The organism is Bradyrhizobium sp. 134 (genome assembly GCF_023074155.1).
Taxonomy (GTDB): domain Bacteria; phylum Pseudomonadota; class Alphaproteobacteria; order Rhizobiales; family Xanthobacteraceae; genus Bradyrhizobium.
Genome location: NZ_JADPKX010000046.1, coordinates 70,104 through 86,708, shown reverse-complemented (window position 1 = coordinate 86,708; position 16,605 = coordinate 70,104). Strand labels below are relative to the sequence as shown.

Sequence of the window (16,605 nt, the reverse complement as noted above, 5' to 3'; positions counted from 1 at the left end):
GCAATACGAAGAGCGATCTCGCACCGTAATGACCCAGATGGCCATCAGAGACACTATCAGCAACAAGTTGCAGGAAGCTTTCACGCCGGAAAGCCTGCAAGTCGTCGACGAGTCACATTTGCATGAGGGCCACGCCGGCCATCGGCCGAGCGGCGAGACGCACTTCCGCGTTTATATTGTGTCTTCCGCCTTCAAAGGGAAGAGCCGGGTTGATCGGCACCGCATGATAAATTCGGCGCTCGCCGCGGAACTCTCCGGCAGCGTGCACGCACTGGCGATCCACGCGCAAGCGCCGGGAGAAGGCGGGAGCTAGCTCGCCGATACGGCTGTCATGCCCGCGAAGGCGGGCATCCAGTACTCCGAGGCGACGCGGCTAGAATCGAGCCGCTGCGGCGTACTGGATCGTCCGCCCCAGTGCGCAAGCGCGCACAAGGCGGACGATGACAGCTACCGCGTCAAAACGACGTCCCGGCCCGCCGGCGCTTGGCTTCCTCCATCTCCGTCTCGCGCGGCACCGGTGAAATACGGAGTGCGGTGATGCGGTTGCGTTCGCGGCGGAGGACGCGGAAGCGGAAGCCGTGAAAGGTGAAACTCTGGCCGCGGTCGGGAATCGAGCGCGCCTCGTGAATGACGAGGCCGGCGACCGTCGTTGCCTCTTCGTCAGGCAGGTGCCAGTCCATGGCGCGGTTGAGGTCGCGGATCGGCACCGAGCCGTCGACGACGACCGAGCCGTCCGGCTGGGCGCGCACGCCCGCGACCACGACGTCATGCTCGTCGGAGATGTCGCCGACGATCTCTTCCAGAATGTCCTCCAGCGTCACGAGACCTTCAACTTCGCCGTACTCGTCGACGACCAGGGCGAAATGGGTCTTGCGGCGGCGGAACGCCTTGAGTTGCTCGGAGACGGGCCGCATCTCCGGCACGAACCACGGCGGCAGCGCGATGGTGGAGACGTCGATGCGCGAGGTCTCGCCGTCGGCCGCGCGGATCGCGCGCAGCAAATCCTTGGCGTGGAGCACGCCGATGATGTTTTCCGGCTTCTCGCGCCATAGCGGGATGCGGGTGTATTCGGCCGCCAGCACCTCGCGCACCAGATCCTCCGGCGGCAGGTCGGCGTTGATCATCGTCATCTCGGTGCGATGGATCATGACATCGGAGACCTGGAGCTCGCGCAGATCGAGCAGCCCGCCGAGCATGTCGCGGTCGTGCTTCTCGAACTTGCCCTCATGGTGCAGCAGGTCGACCGCACCCCGCAGGCGCTCGGTCGGCGACAGGATCGCCTGGTGCTCGCCGGCAAGGCCAAACAGGCGCATCAACAGCCGCACGATGACTTCCACGATCCGCAGCAGCGGCCCCAGCACGTACATCGTCAGCCGCATCGGGCGTGCCACCGCCAGCGCCATGCGATCAGGCGCGTTGATCGCAATGGTCTTGGGCAGCACCTCGGCGAAGATCACGACCAGCGCGGTCATCAAGCCGGTGGCATAGAGCACGCCGACGTCGCCGAACCAGGCCGTGAAGATGCTGGTGGCGAGGGCGGATGCACTGATATTGGCGATGTTGTTGCCGAGCAGCAGCGCGCCGATCAGGCGCTCGCGCATGTCGAGCAGCTGCGAGACCACGTCGGCGTCGCGATTACCCTGCTTGGAGAGCCGCAGCATGCTGGCGCGCGAGGCGCCGGTCAACGCGGTCTCGCTCGCGGCGAAGAAGCCGGAGACGAGCAGGCAGAGAATGACGATGGTGAATCCGAGCCAATCCATGAACCACTCTGGTTTCTTGTTTTGACGCGTTTTCTTGACGCGAACCGGTACCCACTTCGCTCGAAAACGCTTTAGCGCCGTTCAACCGCGTGTCACGCCTTGTGGGCGAGCTTGTCCTTGAGGAAGTCGCGCACCGGAGCCGGTTCGACGTTCTTCGCGACGACGGCGCGTCCCACAGCCTCCAGCAGGATGAAGGTGAGCTTGCCGCGGACGACCTTCTTGTCCTGCGCCATCAGCGCCATCAGCGCGTCGGCATCGGCAAGCCCCTCCTGCGCGAAGCCCGCGATGTCCTGCAAGCGCGTCGGCAGGCCTGCCTCAACGAGGTGACGCTCGACGCGCGCGGCATCCGCTTCACCGATCATGCCGAGCTTCGCCGAAAACTGCGCCGCCAGCGTCATGCCGATCGAAACGCCCTCGCCGTGAAACAGGCGGTCGGAGAAGCCGGTCGCGGCTTCCAGCGCATGGCCGAACGTATGGCCGAGATTGAGCAGCGCGCGCTCCCCGGTCTCGCGCTCGTCGCGCGAGATCACGCCGGCCTTGGCGCGGCAGGAGGTCGCGATCGCATGCTCGCGCGCTGAACCGCCTTTGGAGATGTCGGAATGGTTCTTCTCGAGCCAGGCGAAGAAGGCCTCGTCGCCGAGCACGCCGTATTTGGCGACCTCGGCATAGCCGGCGCGGAATTGCCGCGGCGACAGCGTATCGAGCACGGCGGTGTCGGCAATCACCAGCACCGGCTGGTGGAAGGCGCCGAGCAAATTCTTGCCTTGCGGCGAGTTGATGCCGGTCTTGCCGCCGACGGAGGAATCGACCTGCGCCAGCAGCGAGGTCGGCACCTGCACGAAATCGACGCCGCGGCGCAGGATCGCCGCCGCAAAGCCGGCGAGATCGCCGACCACGCCGCCGCCCAGCGCAATGACGAGATCGTTGCGCTCGATCTTCGCGGCGATCAGGGCTTCGCTGACCTTTTCGAGACCGGCATAGGTCTTCGAGATCTCGCCTTCCTCGACGACGATGCGCGATGTCGCAATGCCGCTGGCTGCGAGCGAGGCCTCGGCGGGTTCGAGCCAGTATTTCGCGACGGTGCGATCCGTCACGATCGCGGTGCGCACGCCGGGGCGCAGGCGCGCGACGCGTTCGCCGAGCGAAGCCAGAACGCCGCGGCCGATGACGATGTCATAGGCGCGATTCTCCAGCGCGACCTCGACGTTGACAGGATCGGAATGTTTCAAAGGCGCGGTCATCGTGCGGCACTCGCGACGTCGGCTGATGGCGGGGACGCCCGTTCGCCGCAAAGATGCGCGCGTAGCGTCTCGATGGTCTCCTCAACGATCTTGTCGTGCGGCACGTCGCGCGAGGCGATGGTGAGATCGGCATGGCCGTAGACCGGCTCGCGCTCGGTGAGCAGGCGCGTCACCGTTCCTTCGGGATCGGCGGTCTGGAGCAGCGGACGGTCGGCGCGGCGGCGCACGCGGCGCATGATGACGTCATGATCGGCCTTGAGCCAGATCGAGATCGCCTTTGCCGCGATACGGCTCCGCGTCTCCTCGCGCATGAAGGCGCCGCCGCCGGTCGCCAGCACGATGGGGCCGCCGTCGAGCAGACGCGCGATCACGCGGGCCTCGCCGTCACGGAAATGCGGTTCGCCGTGGCGCTCGAAGATTTCCGGTATGGTCATGCCGGCCGCGGCCTCGATTTCGGTGTCGGCATCGACGAAGGGCAGCTTGAGCCTGAGAGCCATGCGGCGGCCGATGGTGGATTTGCCCACCCCCATCATGCCGACGAGCACGATCGAGCGCGTCCCCAGCGCCGACAGGATGTCGGCCTCGGGCGAAGCTTGGATCGGCAACGCGGCGTCGGGCATTTGTCTCGCTCGAATGGGTCTCGCTCGATCTGCCGCCAAAGGCGGCATCCTTTGGCCACCTATACGACCCCAAACGGGGCCTCGCCAGAGGACTCTTGCCACGAAACGGCGAACGTGTTGGATGATTTCATTGGTTAATTTGCCCGCCAAGCCGCCTGACCGAGACCCTCTCCGAGATCCTGCCGATGCCCAGCCTGTTCCGCTTCCTGACGGTCGTCGCCGTGATCGCCGGCATCGTCTATGGCGTGGTCTTCGCGCTGGCGAACTTCGTCAATCCCAAGCCGCGGGAAATGACCGTGACGATCCCGCCGGACAAGTTTCTCAAGAAATAGGAGGTAGCCTCCGGGGCATGCGTGCAAAGCCCTCAGACACAAAACTCACCGGCCTGTTCCTCGACATGCTCGCGGCGGAACAGGGCGCCGGCCCCAATACGCTCGATGCCTATCGCCGCGACCTCACCGACTTCTCCGAGTTTCTCGGCCGTGTCGGCCATGCATTCGCGGACGCGGAGACACAGACGCTGCGCGACTATCTCGCCGATCTCGACACGCGCGGCTTCAAGTCCACCAGCGTCGCGCGGCGGCTGTCGGCGATGCGGCATCTCTATCGCTTCCTCCTGAACGAACGCATCAGAACCGACGATCCCGCGGCGATCCTGTCCGGCCCCAAGCGCGGCCGCGGCCTTCCGAAGGTGCTGTCGATCGCCGATGTCGACCGCATGCTCCGCCGCGCCAAGGAATTGAGCGAGGCGGAGGATGCCTCGCCCTCGAAACGGCTGCGCGCCCTGAGACTCTATTGCCTGCTCGAGGTGCTCTACGCCACCGGCCTGCGCGTCTCCGAGCTGGTGGCGCTGCCGCGCACGGCCGCGAAGCGCGACGCCCGCATGATCGTGGTGCGCGGCAAGGGTAACAAGGAACGGCTGGTGCCGCTCAACGAGGCCTCGCGCCAGGCGATGGCTGATTATCTCGCGGCGACGGAGGCCGCCAAGGACAACAACAAGTCCGACAAGAAGAACAGCGTGGCGGCCTCGAAATGGCTGTTCCCCTCGTTCGGCGAGAGCGGACATCTGACGCGGCAGCATTTTGCCCGCGACTTGAAGGAGCTTGCGGTCGCTTCAGGGCTGCAGGCCCGGCTGGTCTCCCCCCACGTGCTGCGCCACGCCTTCGCCAGCCACCTGCTGCACAACGGGGCCGATTTGCGCATCGTGCAGACGCTGCTCGGCCATACCGACATCTCGACCACCCAGATCTACACCCACGTGGTCGAGGAGCGGCTGAAGAGCCTGGTCCGCGACCTGCACCCGCTGGCGGAGAAGTAGGTCTGGCGCGTCGCCCCGCTGCAGGCCAAGGCCGAAACCGCCTTGACTTCGGCCACATCTCCGCAGAAAGAGCCGGGGCCTCACGATGATTGGCCTGCGCTGGTTGCGAACACACAAGCCAACTCATTGACGGACCTACATTTCTTTCCACGACATCGAATCCGCTTCGCCGCCTCGCCCCGTCCTCCCTATATTGAGTTGATGCCAGACCAGATGCGCAGCTATCTCGATTTCGAAAAGCCCGTCGCCGAGCTCGATTCCAAGCTCGATGAATTGCGGACGCTTGCGGCCTCCGGCAGCGACATCGCCGAGGAGATCGGGCGGATCGAGGACAAGGCGGCGCAGGCGATGGCCGACCTCTATCTGAACCTGACGCCGTGGCAGAAGACGCTGGTCGCGCGGCATCCGCAGCGGCCGCATTTCAACGACTTCATCAAGGGCCTGATCACCGAGTTCACCCCGCTCGCCGGCGACCGCAAGTTCGGCGAGGACGAGGCGCTGGTAGCCGGCTTCGGCCGCTTCCGCGGCGAGGCCATCTGCGTGATGGGCCAGGAAAAGGGCGATTCCACCGAGAGCCGCATCAAGCATAATTTCGGCATGGCGCGGCCCGAGGGCTATCGCAAATGCGTGCGGCTGATGGAGATGGCCGAGCGGTTCGGCCTGCCGGTGCTGTCGCTCGCCGATTCCGCCGGCGCCTATCCCGGCATCGGTGCGGAAGAGCGCGGCCAGGCCGAGGCGATCGCGCGTTCGACCGATGCCTGCATGGCGCTGACCGTGCCGAACGTCGCCATCATCACCGGCGAGGGCATGTCGGGCGGCGCCATCGCCATCACCACCGCCAACAAGGTCCTGATGCTGGAGCACGCGATCTACAGCGTGATCTCGCCCGAGGCGGCGTCCTCGATCCTCTGGCGCGACGGCTCCAAGGCGCAGGAAGCCGCCAACAACATGAAGATCACGGCACAGGACATGCTCCGATTCGGCGTAATCGACAGCATCCTGAAGGAACCGGTCGGCGGCGCCCATCGCGACCCCGCCGCCATGATCGCCACCACGGGCGACGCCATCGCCAAGGCCTTCGACGAGCTCCGGGGCCTCGACGGCGACGCCATCCGCAAGCATCGGCGGCAGAAATTCCTCGATATCGGCCGGAAACTGGGCTGATTCGGGCGGTTTGGGACCCGTTGGACGCGTTACCCTCCGCCGTCGTCCAACCTTTCGCCAGGACGACGCTGGATTTGAGGCCGGCCAAGCCCCGCAGGCGTCCGGTAACCCCGCGTTAACCCTTTTTTTGCCCAAATCAGCGATCTCTGTACCGGTTTGGCCGCGAGGCCCAAGTTACGGCCCAGTTTAAGTCTTCGTTGACCACGCCTTTGGGCCAACGGGCTCGTGATCCCCGTTCGGGTTGCGACCACATGACCCAGAGGTTAGAATTTTAATCAATGGCTTCAGGGCATAAGCGCTGGAGCGTGATTGCGAAAAAGCCCGTCGCGACGGGTCCGGGTCTCCGGTCGGATCATGCTTCAAAATTGGGGTTTGCGCGCGCTGCCCTGGACGGTGTGGGGTCCATCTTGATTTCTCGTTCGCTTGCTCGCGCGTTTCTGGTTTCGGTGGCGCTTGCCGCCAGCTTCGTGCTGGCCGGCTGCGATACCGACCAGGTTTCGCTTGCGACCAATGCCAAGGCCAACCAGCCGGTGCCGCCAAAGCTTCTCGCCGCGATGGTCGAGAAGAACATGGATCTGCAATCACCGATTCTGGTGCGCCTGTTCAAGCAGGAGGCCGAGCTCGAGGTCTGGAAGCAGACCCGCAACGGCCAGTTCGCGCTGCTCAAGACCTATCCGATCTGTCGCTGGTCGGGTGACCTCGGCCCGAAGGTCCGCGAAGGCGACCGCCAGGCGCCGGAAGGATTCTACTCGATCAATCCGGGCCAGATGAATCCGCAGTCGGCGTATTATCTGTCGTTCAACACGGGCTATCCGAACGCGTTCGACAAGGCTTTGGGCCGCAGCGGCTCGCAGCTGATGGTGCATGGCGATTGTTCGTCGCGCGGCTGCTACGCGATGACGGACGAGCAGATCGCCGAGATCTATTCGCTCGGGCGCGAATCCTTCTTCGGCGGCCAGAAGGCGTTCCAGCTGCAAGCCTATCCGTTCAAGATGACCCCGGTGAACATGGCCAAGCACCGGAACAATCCGAACATGCCGTTCTGGAAGATGATCAAGGAAGGCTATGATCATTTCGAGGTGACGCGGCAGGAGCCGAAGGTCGATTTCTGCGAGAAGAAGTACGTGTTCGACGCGGCGAAGCCGGCCGACGCCAAGCGCGATCCGGTGTTCGACGCGTCCGCAAAATGTCCGGCCTATGTGATCCCCGAGGAGATCGCCAGCGCCGTGCGCGAGAAGGATGCGCGCGACCAGGCGGAGTACAACAAGCTGGTTTCGCGCGGCACGCCCGTTGCGCGCATGAACACCGGCATCGACGGCGGCATGAACAAGATCTTCGCCGCGAAGATTCCGGAAGGCTCCACCGGCCTGTCGGAGGGCGCTGAAGGCACCACCTTGCAGATGCTGGCGATGGCGAAGGCGCCGGGCACGATCCCTGGACACGTCAATCCGCCGAAGCCGAATCTCGATGCAGCCGCGCCCTCGCCGCAGGAAGAGCCGGTCGTCGCCGTCAGCGCGCCCGCCGCCAACGCCCGCGTCGCCACCGCAGCTGCGCCTGAGAAATCCGGCTTCTTCTCCAACCTCGGCCGCAAGATGGGCATGGGCAACGCCGACGCCACGGCAACCACGCCGCCGCCGCAGGCCACGGCATCCGTCGCCCCGACCACGACGACCACGACGCCGCCCACCGCAGCGTCCCGGCTGAAGGCCGCGGTGACCCGGTTCGTGCCGGGTCGCGACACGTCCAAGGATGCAGCGAAGGATGCGCCGAAGCCGGCTGTTGCCGCAGCCAAGCCCGCCGAACCTGCGAAGCCCGACACCCGCCTCGCCGCGACCCGCCCGACGCTGAAGCCGTCGGTATCAGATGGCGCGGGTGAAGCGACCCAGATCATGGGCGCCGCGCCGGTGGTGCAGTCGAACTCGTTCGACAGCCGGTTTGGGGCGGTGAAGTAGACGGGCGCTCCGCTTAATCTCTTCGATCCATCCCAGCCTGACGCCGTCATTCCCCGCGATGGCGGGGAATCCAGTATTCCAGAGGCACCCCTTATCGATCCAGAAGCTGCGGCGTACGGGATGCCCGCCTCCGCAGGGCATGACAGCCGAGTTCGGTGTGAGAGCGACGCGCTTCACGCGCGCTCTCCTACGGCGCCAGATACCGCAGCAGCTCCGGATTGCCCCTCACCTCGCCTGCCTCGCCTTGTAGTGCGACGCGGCCGCGGTCGAGCACGTAGGCGTAATCGGCGACGCGGAGCGCGAGGTCGAGGTGCTGCTCGACGATGATGACGGCGATGGTTTTCGCGAGTTCGATCAGGCGCTCGGTGATCTCCTCGATCACGCCGATCCAGACGCCTTCGGTCGGCTCGTCGAGCAGAAGCAGTTTTGGATCGCCCAGCATGGCGCGGCCGATGGCGAGCATCTTGCGCTCGCCGCCAGACAGCGTGCCGGCGGGCTGGTCGAGGCGCTGACCGAGCTTTGGGAAGATGGTCAGCACGTGGTCGACCGCGTCGGCCTTCCTGCTCGCGAGCGAGCCGACCGCAAGATTGTCGCGCACCGACAGGCGCGCGAACACCGAATGCTCCTGCGGCACGTAGCCGATGCCGGCGCGCACGCGCTCCTGGGTCGCGCGGCGGCTGATGTCGCGCCCGTCGAAGGCGACCTCGCCCTTCCACGCCGGCAGCTCGCCGACGATGGTCTTCATCAGCGTGGTCTTGCCGGCGCCGTTGCGGCCCAGCACGGCGACGCCGCCGCGCCAGGGAATGCCGAGGTTGACGTCGAACAGGACCTGGCTGCGGCCATAGCCGGCGTCGAGATGCTTGATGTCCAACAATTCAGGCACGGCGCAAATAGATCTCCTGAACGGCCTTGTTAGCCTGGATCTCCGACACCGTGCCTGACGCCAGCACCTTGCCCTGGTCGAGCACGGTGAGACGATCGCAGATGTCGCGGATGAAATCGAGGTCGTGCTCGACGATCACCAGCGAGCAATGTTCTTTGATCGGCTGCAACAGTTCGCCGGTAACGCGGCGCTCCTCCAGGCTCATGCCGCCGGTGGGCTCGTCCAGCAGCAGAAGCTTCGGCTTGCAGGCAAGCGCCATCGCGATCTCCAGCCATTGCTGCTGGCCGTGCGACAGCGCCGCCGCCGCATCGAAGGCGCGGTCGGCAAGGCGAAATTGCGTCAGCATGGTCATGACCTGATCGTGCAGCGCCACGCGGGTGCGCGAGAATACGAGATCGAACAGCGAGGATTGCGCCTGCAGCGCGAGCAGGATGTTGTCGTAGAGCGTCAGCGTCGGCAGTACGCTGGTGATCTGGAATTTCAGGCTCATGCCGGCGCGGGCACGCTCGGTCGGCGTGAATGCCGTGATGTCGGTGTTGACGAAGGAGACCTTGCCTTGGGTAGGCACCTCGGCACCGGCAATGCACTTCATCAGCGTGCTCTTGCCGGAGCCGTTCGGGCCGATCAGGCCGTGAAACTCGTTCTCGCCGACGGTCAGCGCGGCGCCATCGAGCGCAGTGAGCTTACCGAAGATCTTCTTGACGCCGGTGGCTTCAAGGAGCGGCATCGCGCTTCTCCTTCCCGGTCTTCCTGGATTTCCCACCAAAGCTGCCGACCCGCTCGCGCTCGCCGAGCACGAAACTGATCAGGCCGAGCGGCCGGAACAGGATCACGAGCAGGAGCAGCACGCCAAGGATGATCGGCCAGACCTCGCGGTAATTGTCCGAGAGCCAGAAGCTGACGCCCTCGACGATGACGGCACCGATGACGGCGCCGATCAGCGTCCCGGAACCGCCGAACAGCACATAGAGCACGACTTGCGTCGAGACCACGACGCCGACCATGTTGGGCCAGACGAAACCTTCGTGGAAGGCATAGAGACTGCCGGCAAGACCCGCCACCGCGCCGCCGATCGCGAAGATGATCGCCTTCAGGTGCTGCGCCTTGTAGCCGAAGAAGGCGATGCGCTGCTCGTTCTCGCGCAATCCCGCCAGCGCCAACCCGAACTGCGAGCGCACCAGAAAACGGCAAAGGAGATAGACAACGACACAAAGGCCAAGCACGAGATAATAGAACGGCGGCCCTTCCGAGAATTCGTAACTGCCGAGTGTCATCGACGAGATCGAGGGGATACCGTTCTGGCCACCGAGATAGTACCAGCCGCGCGCCAGCCGGTCGGCGGCGTAGGATCCGGTCAGCGTGCCCAGCGAGACGAAGATCACGCTGGAGGGATGCCGTCCCAGCAGCAGGAAGCCGCCCAGCAGCAGCGCAAAGGTGAGGCCGATGATGGTGCCCGCAGGCAGCACCAGGAAGATGTTGGTGATGTCGAGGTCGCGCGCGAGCAACGCGACGCCATAGCCGGCCGAGCCGAAGAACAGCGCCTGGCCAAAGCTCATGATGCCGGCGTAGCCCCACACCAAATCGAACGACAGCGCGAACAGCGCGAGGATGATCACCCGCGTCGCGAACACCGTGAGGTAGTCCTGCAGCACCAGCGGGGCGAGCAGCGCCGCGGCGAGCACGACGCCCTCCACGATCGGCAAGACCTTTTGGCCCGAAGCGGCTTGCTTCGTTGGTCCGTGCTCAGTCATGGCGACGTCCGCCTCCCCGCCGATCTCGGCGGGGATCGCCTGTTTCACTGCGCCCATCGACTTCAGCATTCCGGCTTAACACTCCTTGGGGTCGACGAGCCCGTCGCTGCGTCCGACGATCTCGTAATTCCCGCCCTTGGCGACCGCGGTGTACATCTTCATCTTGCAGTGCCGCTTGCCCGGGACCATCTCGGCCGGTCCACCCGGGCCCTCGGCGATCTTGGCGTGGTCGAGCGTAGCCGCGACCGACTCGCGGTCGATCTTGCCGGCTTCCTTGACGGCGGCTTCCCACAGCTTCAGCCCGCGATAGGTGCCGGTGGCGGCGCTGCCGGCGGCGAACAGGAAGTTGCCCGGGAAATCCTTCTCGTAGGCGGCCTGGATTTTTGCGTCGAACGGGTTCTCCTTGGTCAGCACCTTGAAATAGTCGAGACAGCTGGCGAGACCCTCGATCTCGGCGGCCTGATTGATGTTGAGCGTGTTCTCGTCATAGTAGACGCAAGCCAGCCGTCCGCCGTTCTTGAGGAAGCCGGCTTCATAAAGCTGCTTGAAGAACGGGCCGACGCCCGGCGGGATGACGGTGTTGAAGACGACGTCGACCTTGTTGGAGATGATGCGGTTGACGGTCGAGGAGAAGTCGACCTGGTCGAGCGGATAGTATTCCTCGAACACGACCTCGCCGCCATTGGCCTCGATCACCTTACGGGCGTAGACGTTGAGCGTGTGCGGCCAGACGTAGTTGGCGCTCGGCAGCGCGAACTTCTTGCCGCCGTTCTTGATCAGCCAGGGAATGAACTCGTCGCACTGCTGCGCCGGCGTCGGTCCGGTGCAGAACAGATAGGGCGTGCACTCCTTGCCTTCGTAGAGCTGCGGATAGATGTAGAGCGTCTTGCCGCGCGCGACGATCGGGTCCTTGATCGCGTTGCGCATCGACGAGGTGATGCCGCCGAGCACCATGTCGACCTTGTCGCGCTGGATCAGCTTGCGGACGTTGCCGACCGCGACGGATTCGTTCGAGGCGGTGTCCTCGATGTAGAGCTCTAGCGGGCGGCCGAGCAGACCGCCGCCGGCGTTGATCTCCTTGATCACCATCTTGGCGACGTTGGCGTCGGCATTGCCGGCATAGGCGATCGGCCCCGTGAGGTCGGTGGCGATACCGACCTTGATCGGGGCTTCGGCCGCATTGGCCCAGGGCGCCGGGATCACCCAGCTGCCGACGCCGGTTGCGACCGCTCCGGACGCAAAGGCGAAATTCGAGAGGAAGCGACGACGGGAGAGCTGAGTACGATGGGACATGTGACTAAACCCCTTTTCCAGCAATGAGGCCCTGCGGCCGGAATTTGATGAAGACGATGGCGAGAACGAAGACGAGGACATCGGCCACGACGGGCGCCATCACCCAGGGCAGCGCGGCACTGAGCGTGCCGATGACGCCGGCGCCCGCGACCGGCCCGATGAAGGAACCGACGCCGCCAACCATAACCGCGACGAAGCCCTGGATCAGGAAGCGCAGGCCCAGATCGGCGAACAGGCTGAACACGGGGACGATCAGCGCGCCGGCAAGGCCGGCAAGCGCCGCGCCGAACGCAAAGGTGGCGCCGTAGATCAGCGGCGTGGAGATTCCGGAGGCGCGTGCCAGCGACGGATTTTCCAGCGTAGCGCGTACGCGCAGGCCGAAGCTGGTGCGCGCCAGCAGCAGATAGCAGCCGCCCATCACCAGCGCCGTGATGACGATGATGGTGAAGCGCCAGGCCGAGATATGCATGGCGCCGATGTCGATCGAGCCGCCGATCGGCTCCGGCACGGTGAGATAGAAGCCGCCGATCAGGCCGCGCACGGATTCGCGAATGATCAGGCCGAGCGCATAGGTGCCGAGCATGGCGACAATGGGGGCTGCGTAGAAGCGTCGGATGATCAGCGCCTCCAGCACGAAGCCGAGTGCGCCGACGAGGAAGGGCGCGGCGACCATGCCGGCCCAGATCGGCAGGCCCTTGGCGTAGGCAAGATAAGTGATGTAGGCCCCGAGCAGGACGAACTCGCCCTGCGCGAAGTTGAAGATGCCCATCATGCTGGCGATGATCCCGAGCCCCAGCACGATCAGGACGATGATCGCGCCGAAGCTCAGGATCTCGAACGCCGCGACGAACGCGTTAGCCATGCGCCGGAGCCTTTCCCGTTCCGATGGAATCGGAACGGGGCTCAGGCTTGTTGTCTTGACACGTTTTCCTGGCGCGAACCGGTATCCACGTCGCGCGGAAACGCTTCCCTGTTCCGTTGGCCCGCATCAATGCCTCGCTCACATCTTCTTCCAGTCGCCGATCTGCTCGAAGGCGTGGGCGGCGCGGTAGATGGTGGATTCCTCGAACATGCGGCCGACCAGCATCAGGCCGACGGGCAGACCGTCGACCATGCCGCAGGGCAGCGACATCGCGGGATGATGGGTGATGTCGAACGGCGCAGTGTTGGAGATCATCTCCAGCGCACGTGCGACATAGTCCTCGCGGCTGGCCGTGGGCTCCGGCAGCTTCGTCGCCTTCATCGGCGTGGTCGGCAGCAGCAGCAAATCGTAGTCTTTGAAGGCCTTGTCGTAGGCCGCGGTCAGGCGTCGCGAGATGTTGAGCGCCTTGCCGTAATAGCGCGGACCAAAAGTGTTGTTGATGTAGGTGCCGAGCAGCAGGAACAGCTTTGTGGTCTCGGACAGGGAATCCGCCTGCCGGCGCCAGCCGCGATGGAAGTCCATCAACGTGGTCGAATAAAGATCCGAGCGGGACAGGCCATAACCGTCGCCATACATCATGGTCTGGGTCATGCCCTCGGTGCCGATCGGCGTCCAGATCGCGGGACCCATGAGATGCATCGGGATCGAAACGGTCTCGACCGTGGCGCCGAGATCCCTGAAACGCTTTGCGGCCTCCCGCACGCTTTCGTTCACGGCGGCTTCGGCCGTCGCCTGCTCAAAGCCTTCCTTGAGGATGCCGATCTTCATGCCCTTGGCGCCCTGGCCGAGCGCCTTGGTGTACTCCTCGACCTTGGGCGCCTTGATGCGGGGATCGTAGCCGTCGTCGCCGGCCAGCACCTCCAGCAGCAGCGCGTTGTCGGCGACGGTCGCCGTCATCGGGCCGGTGTGATCGACGAACACCTCGATCGGCATGATGCCGGTGTAGGGCACGAGGCCCCAGGTCGGCTTCATGCCGTAGGTGCCGCAGAACGAGGACGGCATGCGGATCGAACCACCCTGGTCGCCGCCGATTGCCATGTCGACCTCGCCGAGCGCGACGACGACGCCTGAGCCTGACGACGAGCCGCCGGCCGAATAGCCCATCTTGTGCGGATTGTGGACGGCGCCGACCGCGTTGGTGTGGCTGCCGCCGGACATGCAGAAGGATTCGCAATGGACTTTTCCGGCGATCTCGGCGCCGGCATCGAGCATGCGGGTGACGATGGTGGCGTCGAAATCGGGGACGTAACCTTCGAGCGTCGCCGAGCCGTTCATCATGGGCACGCCGGCTAGCATGATGTTGTCCTTCAGGGCGACCGTCTTGCCCTTGAGCTTGCCGCTCGCCGCACCCTTCACGGTCGACTTGCGATACCAGGCGTTGCGCGGGTTCTCTTCCGGCGAGGGCCGATAGCCCGGCGTGCGCGGATATTTGACCTCCGGCACCTCGTCCGGCATGGCGCCGACGAGATTGTAGGCTTCGATCGAGCCCTGCATCAGGCCGCGGAACGAGGCGACGTCGTCGTCGGTCAGCGAAAGGCCGCACTGGTCGGCGACGCTGCGCAATTGGGCTGGCGTGGGAAGGACAACTGTCACGGCGCTCTCCTGAAGTTTCTTGATCCCTGGCATTGGACGGAAGCCGTCCTGCGCCGGCATGGCGCCGCTCGGGCGGCTTCGCCCCGATATTACAGACGGAAATATTTTCCTTTTCAAGTATTATTTTGGATTTCCGCCTGTGCGCGTCACTGCACCGGCATCAGATCGGTTTGATCAGCTTGAAGTCGAGGCCATCCGCCCCGGCGAGATACATTTGCATCCGGGTGTGACCATTCCTGACCGTGACGGGGCCGCGCGCGCCGCCATAGACGATGTTGCGGCCGGCCGCGAGCATCGGCCCCATCGCCAACGTGCCCGCCTTGTTCGCCACGGCTTCGAGGAAGCGCAGTCCCTCATAGCTGGATTGACCGAGCGACCCGATCGGGGGCCCGTTCGGCCCGAACATCGCGCGATAGCGGCTCTGGAAGTCGTCATTGGCCCGCGATCCGACGCCGGGGAAATAGCCGGAGGCGCAGAAAAGGTTCTCGCTGTTGTCGGCGCCGATTCCGAGCAGCACGGTCTCGTCCATCGCCCCGGCCAGCCGCAGCGTCGTGGCGCCGAGGCCGCATTCGCCGAACGCACGATTGAACGTGATGCTGTCGGTGCCGATCAACGAGATCAGGACGACGTCCGGCCTCGCGGCACGGATGCGCTCCAGATGCGGCTCGTGGTTGTCTTCGCCGAGGGGAACGAACTCTTCGCCGACGACATGGCCACCGGCCTCCTTGATGTAGCGCTTCACCGCGCGGTGCGACTGCCAAGGCCAGACATAGTCGCTGCCGATCAGGTACCAGCGCGCCGCCTTCTTGACATCGGCAAGCCAGTGGATCGAGGGGCGGCTCTGCCAGCGCGGCGTCTCGCCGATCGCCATGACGCCCGGCGTCTGCTCGCCGCCCTCGTAAACGGGCGTGTAGATGTAGGGGATGCGGTGGCGGGTGGTGACCTTGCGCAGCGCCACGCGCACCGCGCTGGTATGCAGTCCGACGATGAGATCGATCTCATCGGACGCGATCGCCTGCTCGGCGCGGCTCAGAATCCCGTCGAGCGGGCCGCCCGCGTCATAGATCGAAAGCTCGATCTCGCGCCCGAGAATGCCGCCGCGCTTGTTGATCTCGGCGACCGCGAGCTGCGCGCTGCTTGTCGCGCACGGGCCCCAAACGCCGGGCGAGCCGGTGCAGCACATGAAGCCCCCGATGCGGAGCTTGTTGTGTGCGCCGCGGCGCTTCATGAAATGCGCGTCAGTCGGCGACAGGTCGAAATCCGCTGCCGCGGACGACAGATTCCTGAACAGCAAGGACGGCGGTAACGCCGGACCGCCGTGAGCCGGGAAGTTTACCGTCGCGCGCACGCCAACTCCTGTCTGAGACCAGACTTGAAAGCTCATTCGAGAGGCGGCCGCGGCACCCGCCCTATTGTTGGGCAATATCCTATTTTGAAAATATTGAATATTCAAGAATTGAAGTGCATATAGATGCAGCATCGATTGCAAGACATTCACTCATTTGGGTCAAGACAAAGTCTTAGCCGTGGCAAAACCGAACACCCCGATCACCGAACACCTCGCCTACCTGCTCGCGCAAGCCAACCGGGAGATCAACCGGCAGCTCGAACTGCGGTTGAGCAAGGAAGGCGTGCCCGTCGAGCAGTGGCGCATCCTGAAAGTCCTGTCGGATGGCAACGGCCATTCGATGGGCGAACTCGCGGACGCCGTGCTGCTCAACCATCCGACACTGACGAAGATGATCGACCGCATGGTCTCCGACACGCTGGTCTACCGCGTGCAGGACCCGAACGATCGCCGCAAGGTTCTGATGTTCATCTCCGATCGCGGCAAGGTGCTGAGCAAGAAGCTCAACTCGCTCGCGGTCGACCAGGAGGAGCACATCCTGGAGAGCTATGGCGACAAGTCGACGAGCGAGTTGAAGCGGCTGCTGGAGAGCTTGATCGACAGCTCGAATTGAGTGGTGCGTTTAGCTAGCTCTCTCGACACGGTCGTCCCGACGATGGAGATGGAGCTGCGCGCCACATACTCGCTGTCATCGCCCGATTTAATCGGGCGATCCAGTATTCCAGAGACTGATGTGATTTGAACCGAGAAGCCGCGGCGT

At 64.6% G+C, this 16,605-nt stretch carries 16 protein-coding genes; 6 read left to right on the top strand and 10 right to left on the bottom strand.

Annotation, left to right across the window (positions count from 1 at the left end; genetic code table 11):
• Window positions 1-37: 37 nt before the first annotated feature.
• Window positions 38-313 (top strand): BolA family protein, encoded by a 276-nt coding sequence (locus IVA75_RS17810; protein WP_026232423.1) that lies wholly within the window; start codon window positions 38-40, stop codon window positions 311-313.
• Between the two features lie 142 nt (window positions 314-455).
• Here the strand turns inward: IVA75_RS17810 and IVA75_RS17805 are convergent, their stop codons facing one another.
• From IVA75_RS17805 to IVA75_RS17795, 3 genes are all read right to left on the bottom strand, one after another.
• Window positions 456-1,760 (bottom strand): HlyC/CorC family transporter, encoded by a 1,305-nt coding sequence (locus tag IVA75_RS17805; RefSeq protein ID WP_007599226.1) that lies wholly within the window; start codon window positions 1,758-1,760, stop codon window positions 456-458.
• A gap of 92 nt (window positions 1,761-1,852) precedes the next feature.
• Window positions 1,853-3,001, bottom strand: a complete 1,149-nt coding sequence (gene aroB / locus IVA75_RS17800) for a 3-dehydroquinate synthase (RefSeq protein WP_247283006.1) — start codon at window positions 2,999-3,001, stop codon at window positions 1,853-1,855.
• Window positions 2,998-3,621 (bottom strand): shikimate kinase, encoded by a 624-nt coding sequence (locus tag IVA75_RS17795; protein ID WP_027567986.1) that lies wholly within the window; start codon window positions 3,619-3,621, stop codon window positions 2,998-3,000. The genes aroB and IVA75_RS17795 overlap by 4 nt, the downstream gene beginning before the upstream one ends.
• Before the next feature lie 185 nt (window positions 3,622-3,806).
• Here IVA75_RS17795 and IVA75_RS17790 point away from each other — a divergent pair, with 185 nt between their 5' ends.
• From IVA75_RS17790 to IVA75_RS17775, 4 genes are all read left to right on the top strand, one after another.
• Entirely contained in the window at window positions 3,807-3,953 is a 147-nt protein-coding gene (locus IVA75_RS17790; RefSeq protein WP_035669499.1) for a hypothetical protein, read from the top strand.
• A 17-nt stretch (window positions 3,954-3,970) separates the two neighbouring features.
• Window positions 3,971-4,939, top strand: a complete 969-nt coding sequence (gene xerD / locus IVA75_RS17785; RefSeq protein ID WP_247283005.1) for a site-specific tyrosine recombinase XerD — start codon at window positions 3,971-3,973, stop codon at window positions 4,937-4,939.
• 201 nt (window positions 4,940-5,140) lie between these two features.
• Complete coding sequence (locus tag IVA75_RS17780; protein ID WP_007599220.1) at window positions 5,141-6,103, top strand: acetyl-CoA carboxylase carboxyltransferase subunit alpha; 963 nt, start codon at window positions 5,141-5,143, stop codon at window positions 6,101-6,103.
• Window positions 6,104-6,510: 407 nt separating this feature from the next.
• The gene (locus IVA75_RS17775; RefSeq protein ID WP_247283003.1) at window positions 6,511-8,055 is read left to right on the top strand and encodes a murein L,D-transpeptidase family protein; all 1,545 of its coding nucleotides are present in this window, start codon (window positions 6,511-6,513) and stop codon (window positions 8,053-8,055) included.
• Window positions 8,056-8,242: 187 nt separating this feature from the next.
• On the opposite strand, the gene IVA75_RS17770 is transcribed toward IVA75_RS17775, so the two are convergent.
• From IVA75_RS17770 to IVA75_RS17740, 7 genes are all read right to left on the bottom strand, one after another.
• Complete coding sequence (locus IVA75_RS17770) at window positions 8,243-8,938, bottom strand: ABC transporter ATP-binding protein (RefSeq protein WP_247283001.1); 696 nt, start codon at window positions 8,936-8,938, stop codon at window positions 8,243-8,245.
• A complete protein-coding gene (locus IVA75_RS17765; RefSeq protein WP_247282998.1) occupies window positions 8,931-9,665 on the bottom strand; it encodes an ABC transporter ATP-binding protein in 735 nt (244 codons plus the stop codon). Before IVA75_RS17765 ends, IVA75_RS17770 begins: the two co-directional genes overlap by 8 nt.
• Entirely contained in the window at window positions 9,652-10,758 is a 1,107-nt protein-coding gene (locus IVA75_RS17760) for a branched-chain amino acid ABC transporter permease (protein WP_247282996.1), read from the bottom strand. Before IVA75_RS17760 ends, IVA75_RS17765 begins: the two co-directional genes overlap by 14 nt.
• 6 nt (window positions 10,759-10,764) lie before the next feature.
• Window positions 10,765-11,982 (bottom strand): substrate-binding protein, encoded by a 1,218-nt coding sequence (locus tag IVA75_RS17755; RefSeq protein WP_247282993.1) that lies wholly within the window; start codon window positions 11,980-11,982, stop codon window positions 10,765-10,767.
• A 4-nt stretch (window positions 11,983-11,986) separates the two neighbouring features.
• Complete coding sequence (locus IVA75_RS17750) at window positions 11,987-12,844, bottom strand: branched-chain amino acid ABC transporter permease (RefSeq protein WP_027567993.1); 858 nt, start codon at window positions 12,842-12,844, stop codon at window positions 11,987-11,989.
• Window positions 12,845-12,982: 138 nt separating this feature from the next.
• Window positions 12,983-14,497: an amidase gene (locus IVA75_RS17745; RefSeq protein WP_247282991.1), complete on the bottom strand. Its 1,515-nt coding sequence runs from the start codon at window positions 14,495-14,497 to the stop codon at window positions 12,983-12,985.
• Window positions 14,498-14,657: 160 nt separating this feature from the next.
• Complete coding sequence (locus tag IVA75_RS17740) at window positions 14,658-15,845, bottom strand: substrate-binding domain-containing protein (RefSeq protein WP_247282989.1); 1,188 nt, start codon at window positions 15,843-15,845, stop codon at window positions 14,658-14,660.
• Between the two features lie 178 nt (window positions 15,846-16,023).
• On the opposite strand from IVA75_RS17740, the gene IVA75_RS17735 reads away from it, so the two are divergent.
• On the top strand, window positions 16,024-16,458 hold the full coding sequence (locus IVA75_RS17735) for a MarR family transcriptional regulator (protein WP_007599198.1): 435 nt from the start codon (window positions 16,024-16,026) through the stop codon (window positions 16,456-16,458).
• The last annotated feature ends 147 nt before the right edge of the window (window positions 16,459-16,605 follow it).

Excerpts from the sequence above, each read along its gene's own strand:
- IVA75_RS17810 (WP_026232423.1), top strand. The coding sequence starts at position 38 with ATGGCCATCAGAGACACTATCAGCAACAAGTTGCAGGAAGCTTTCACG.
- IVA75_RS17805 (WP_007599226.1), bottom strand. The coding sequence starts at position 1,760 with ATGGATTGGCTCGGATTCACCATCGTCATTCTCTGCCTGCTCGTCTCC.
- aroB (WP_247283006.1), bottom strand. The coding sequence starts at position 3,001 with ATGACCGCGCCTTTGAAACATTCCGATCCTGTCAACGTCGAGGTCGCG.
- IVA75_RS17795 (WP_027567986.1), bottom strand. The coding sequence starts at position 3,621 with ATGCCCGACGCCGCGTTGCCGATCCAAGCTTCGCCCGAGGCCGACATC.
- IVA75_RS17790 (WP_035669499.1), top strand. The coding sequence starts at position 3,807 with ATGCCCAGCCTGTTCCGCTTCCTGACGGTCGTCGCCGTGATCGCCGGC.
- xerD (WP_247283005.1), top strand. The coding sequence starts at position 3,971 with ATGCGTGCAAAGCCCTCAGACACAAAACTCACCGGCCTGTTCCTCGAC.
- IVA75_RS17780 (WP_007599220.1), top strand. The coding sequence starts at position 5,141 with ATGCCAGACCAGATGCGCAGCTATCTCGATTTCGAAAAGCCCGTCGCC.
- IVA75_RS17765 (WP_247282998.1), bottom strand. The coding sequence starts at position 9,665 with ATGCCGCTCCTTGAAGCCACCGGCGTCAAGAAGATCTTCGGTAAGCTC.
- IVA75_RS17760 (WP_247282996.1), bottom strand. The coding sequence starts at position 10,758 with ATGCTGAAGTCGATGGGCGCAGTGAAACAGGCGATCCCCGCCGAGATC.
- IVA75_RS17755 (WP_247282993.1), bottom strand. The coding sequence starts at position 11,982 with ATGTCCCATCGTACTCAGCTCTCCCGTCGTCGCTTCCTCTCGAATTTC.
- IVA75_RS17750 (WP_027567993.1), bottom strand. The coding sequence starts at position 12,844 with ATGGCTAACGCGTTCGTCGCGGCGTTCGAGATCCTGAGCTTCGGCGCG.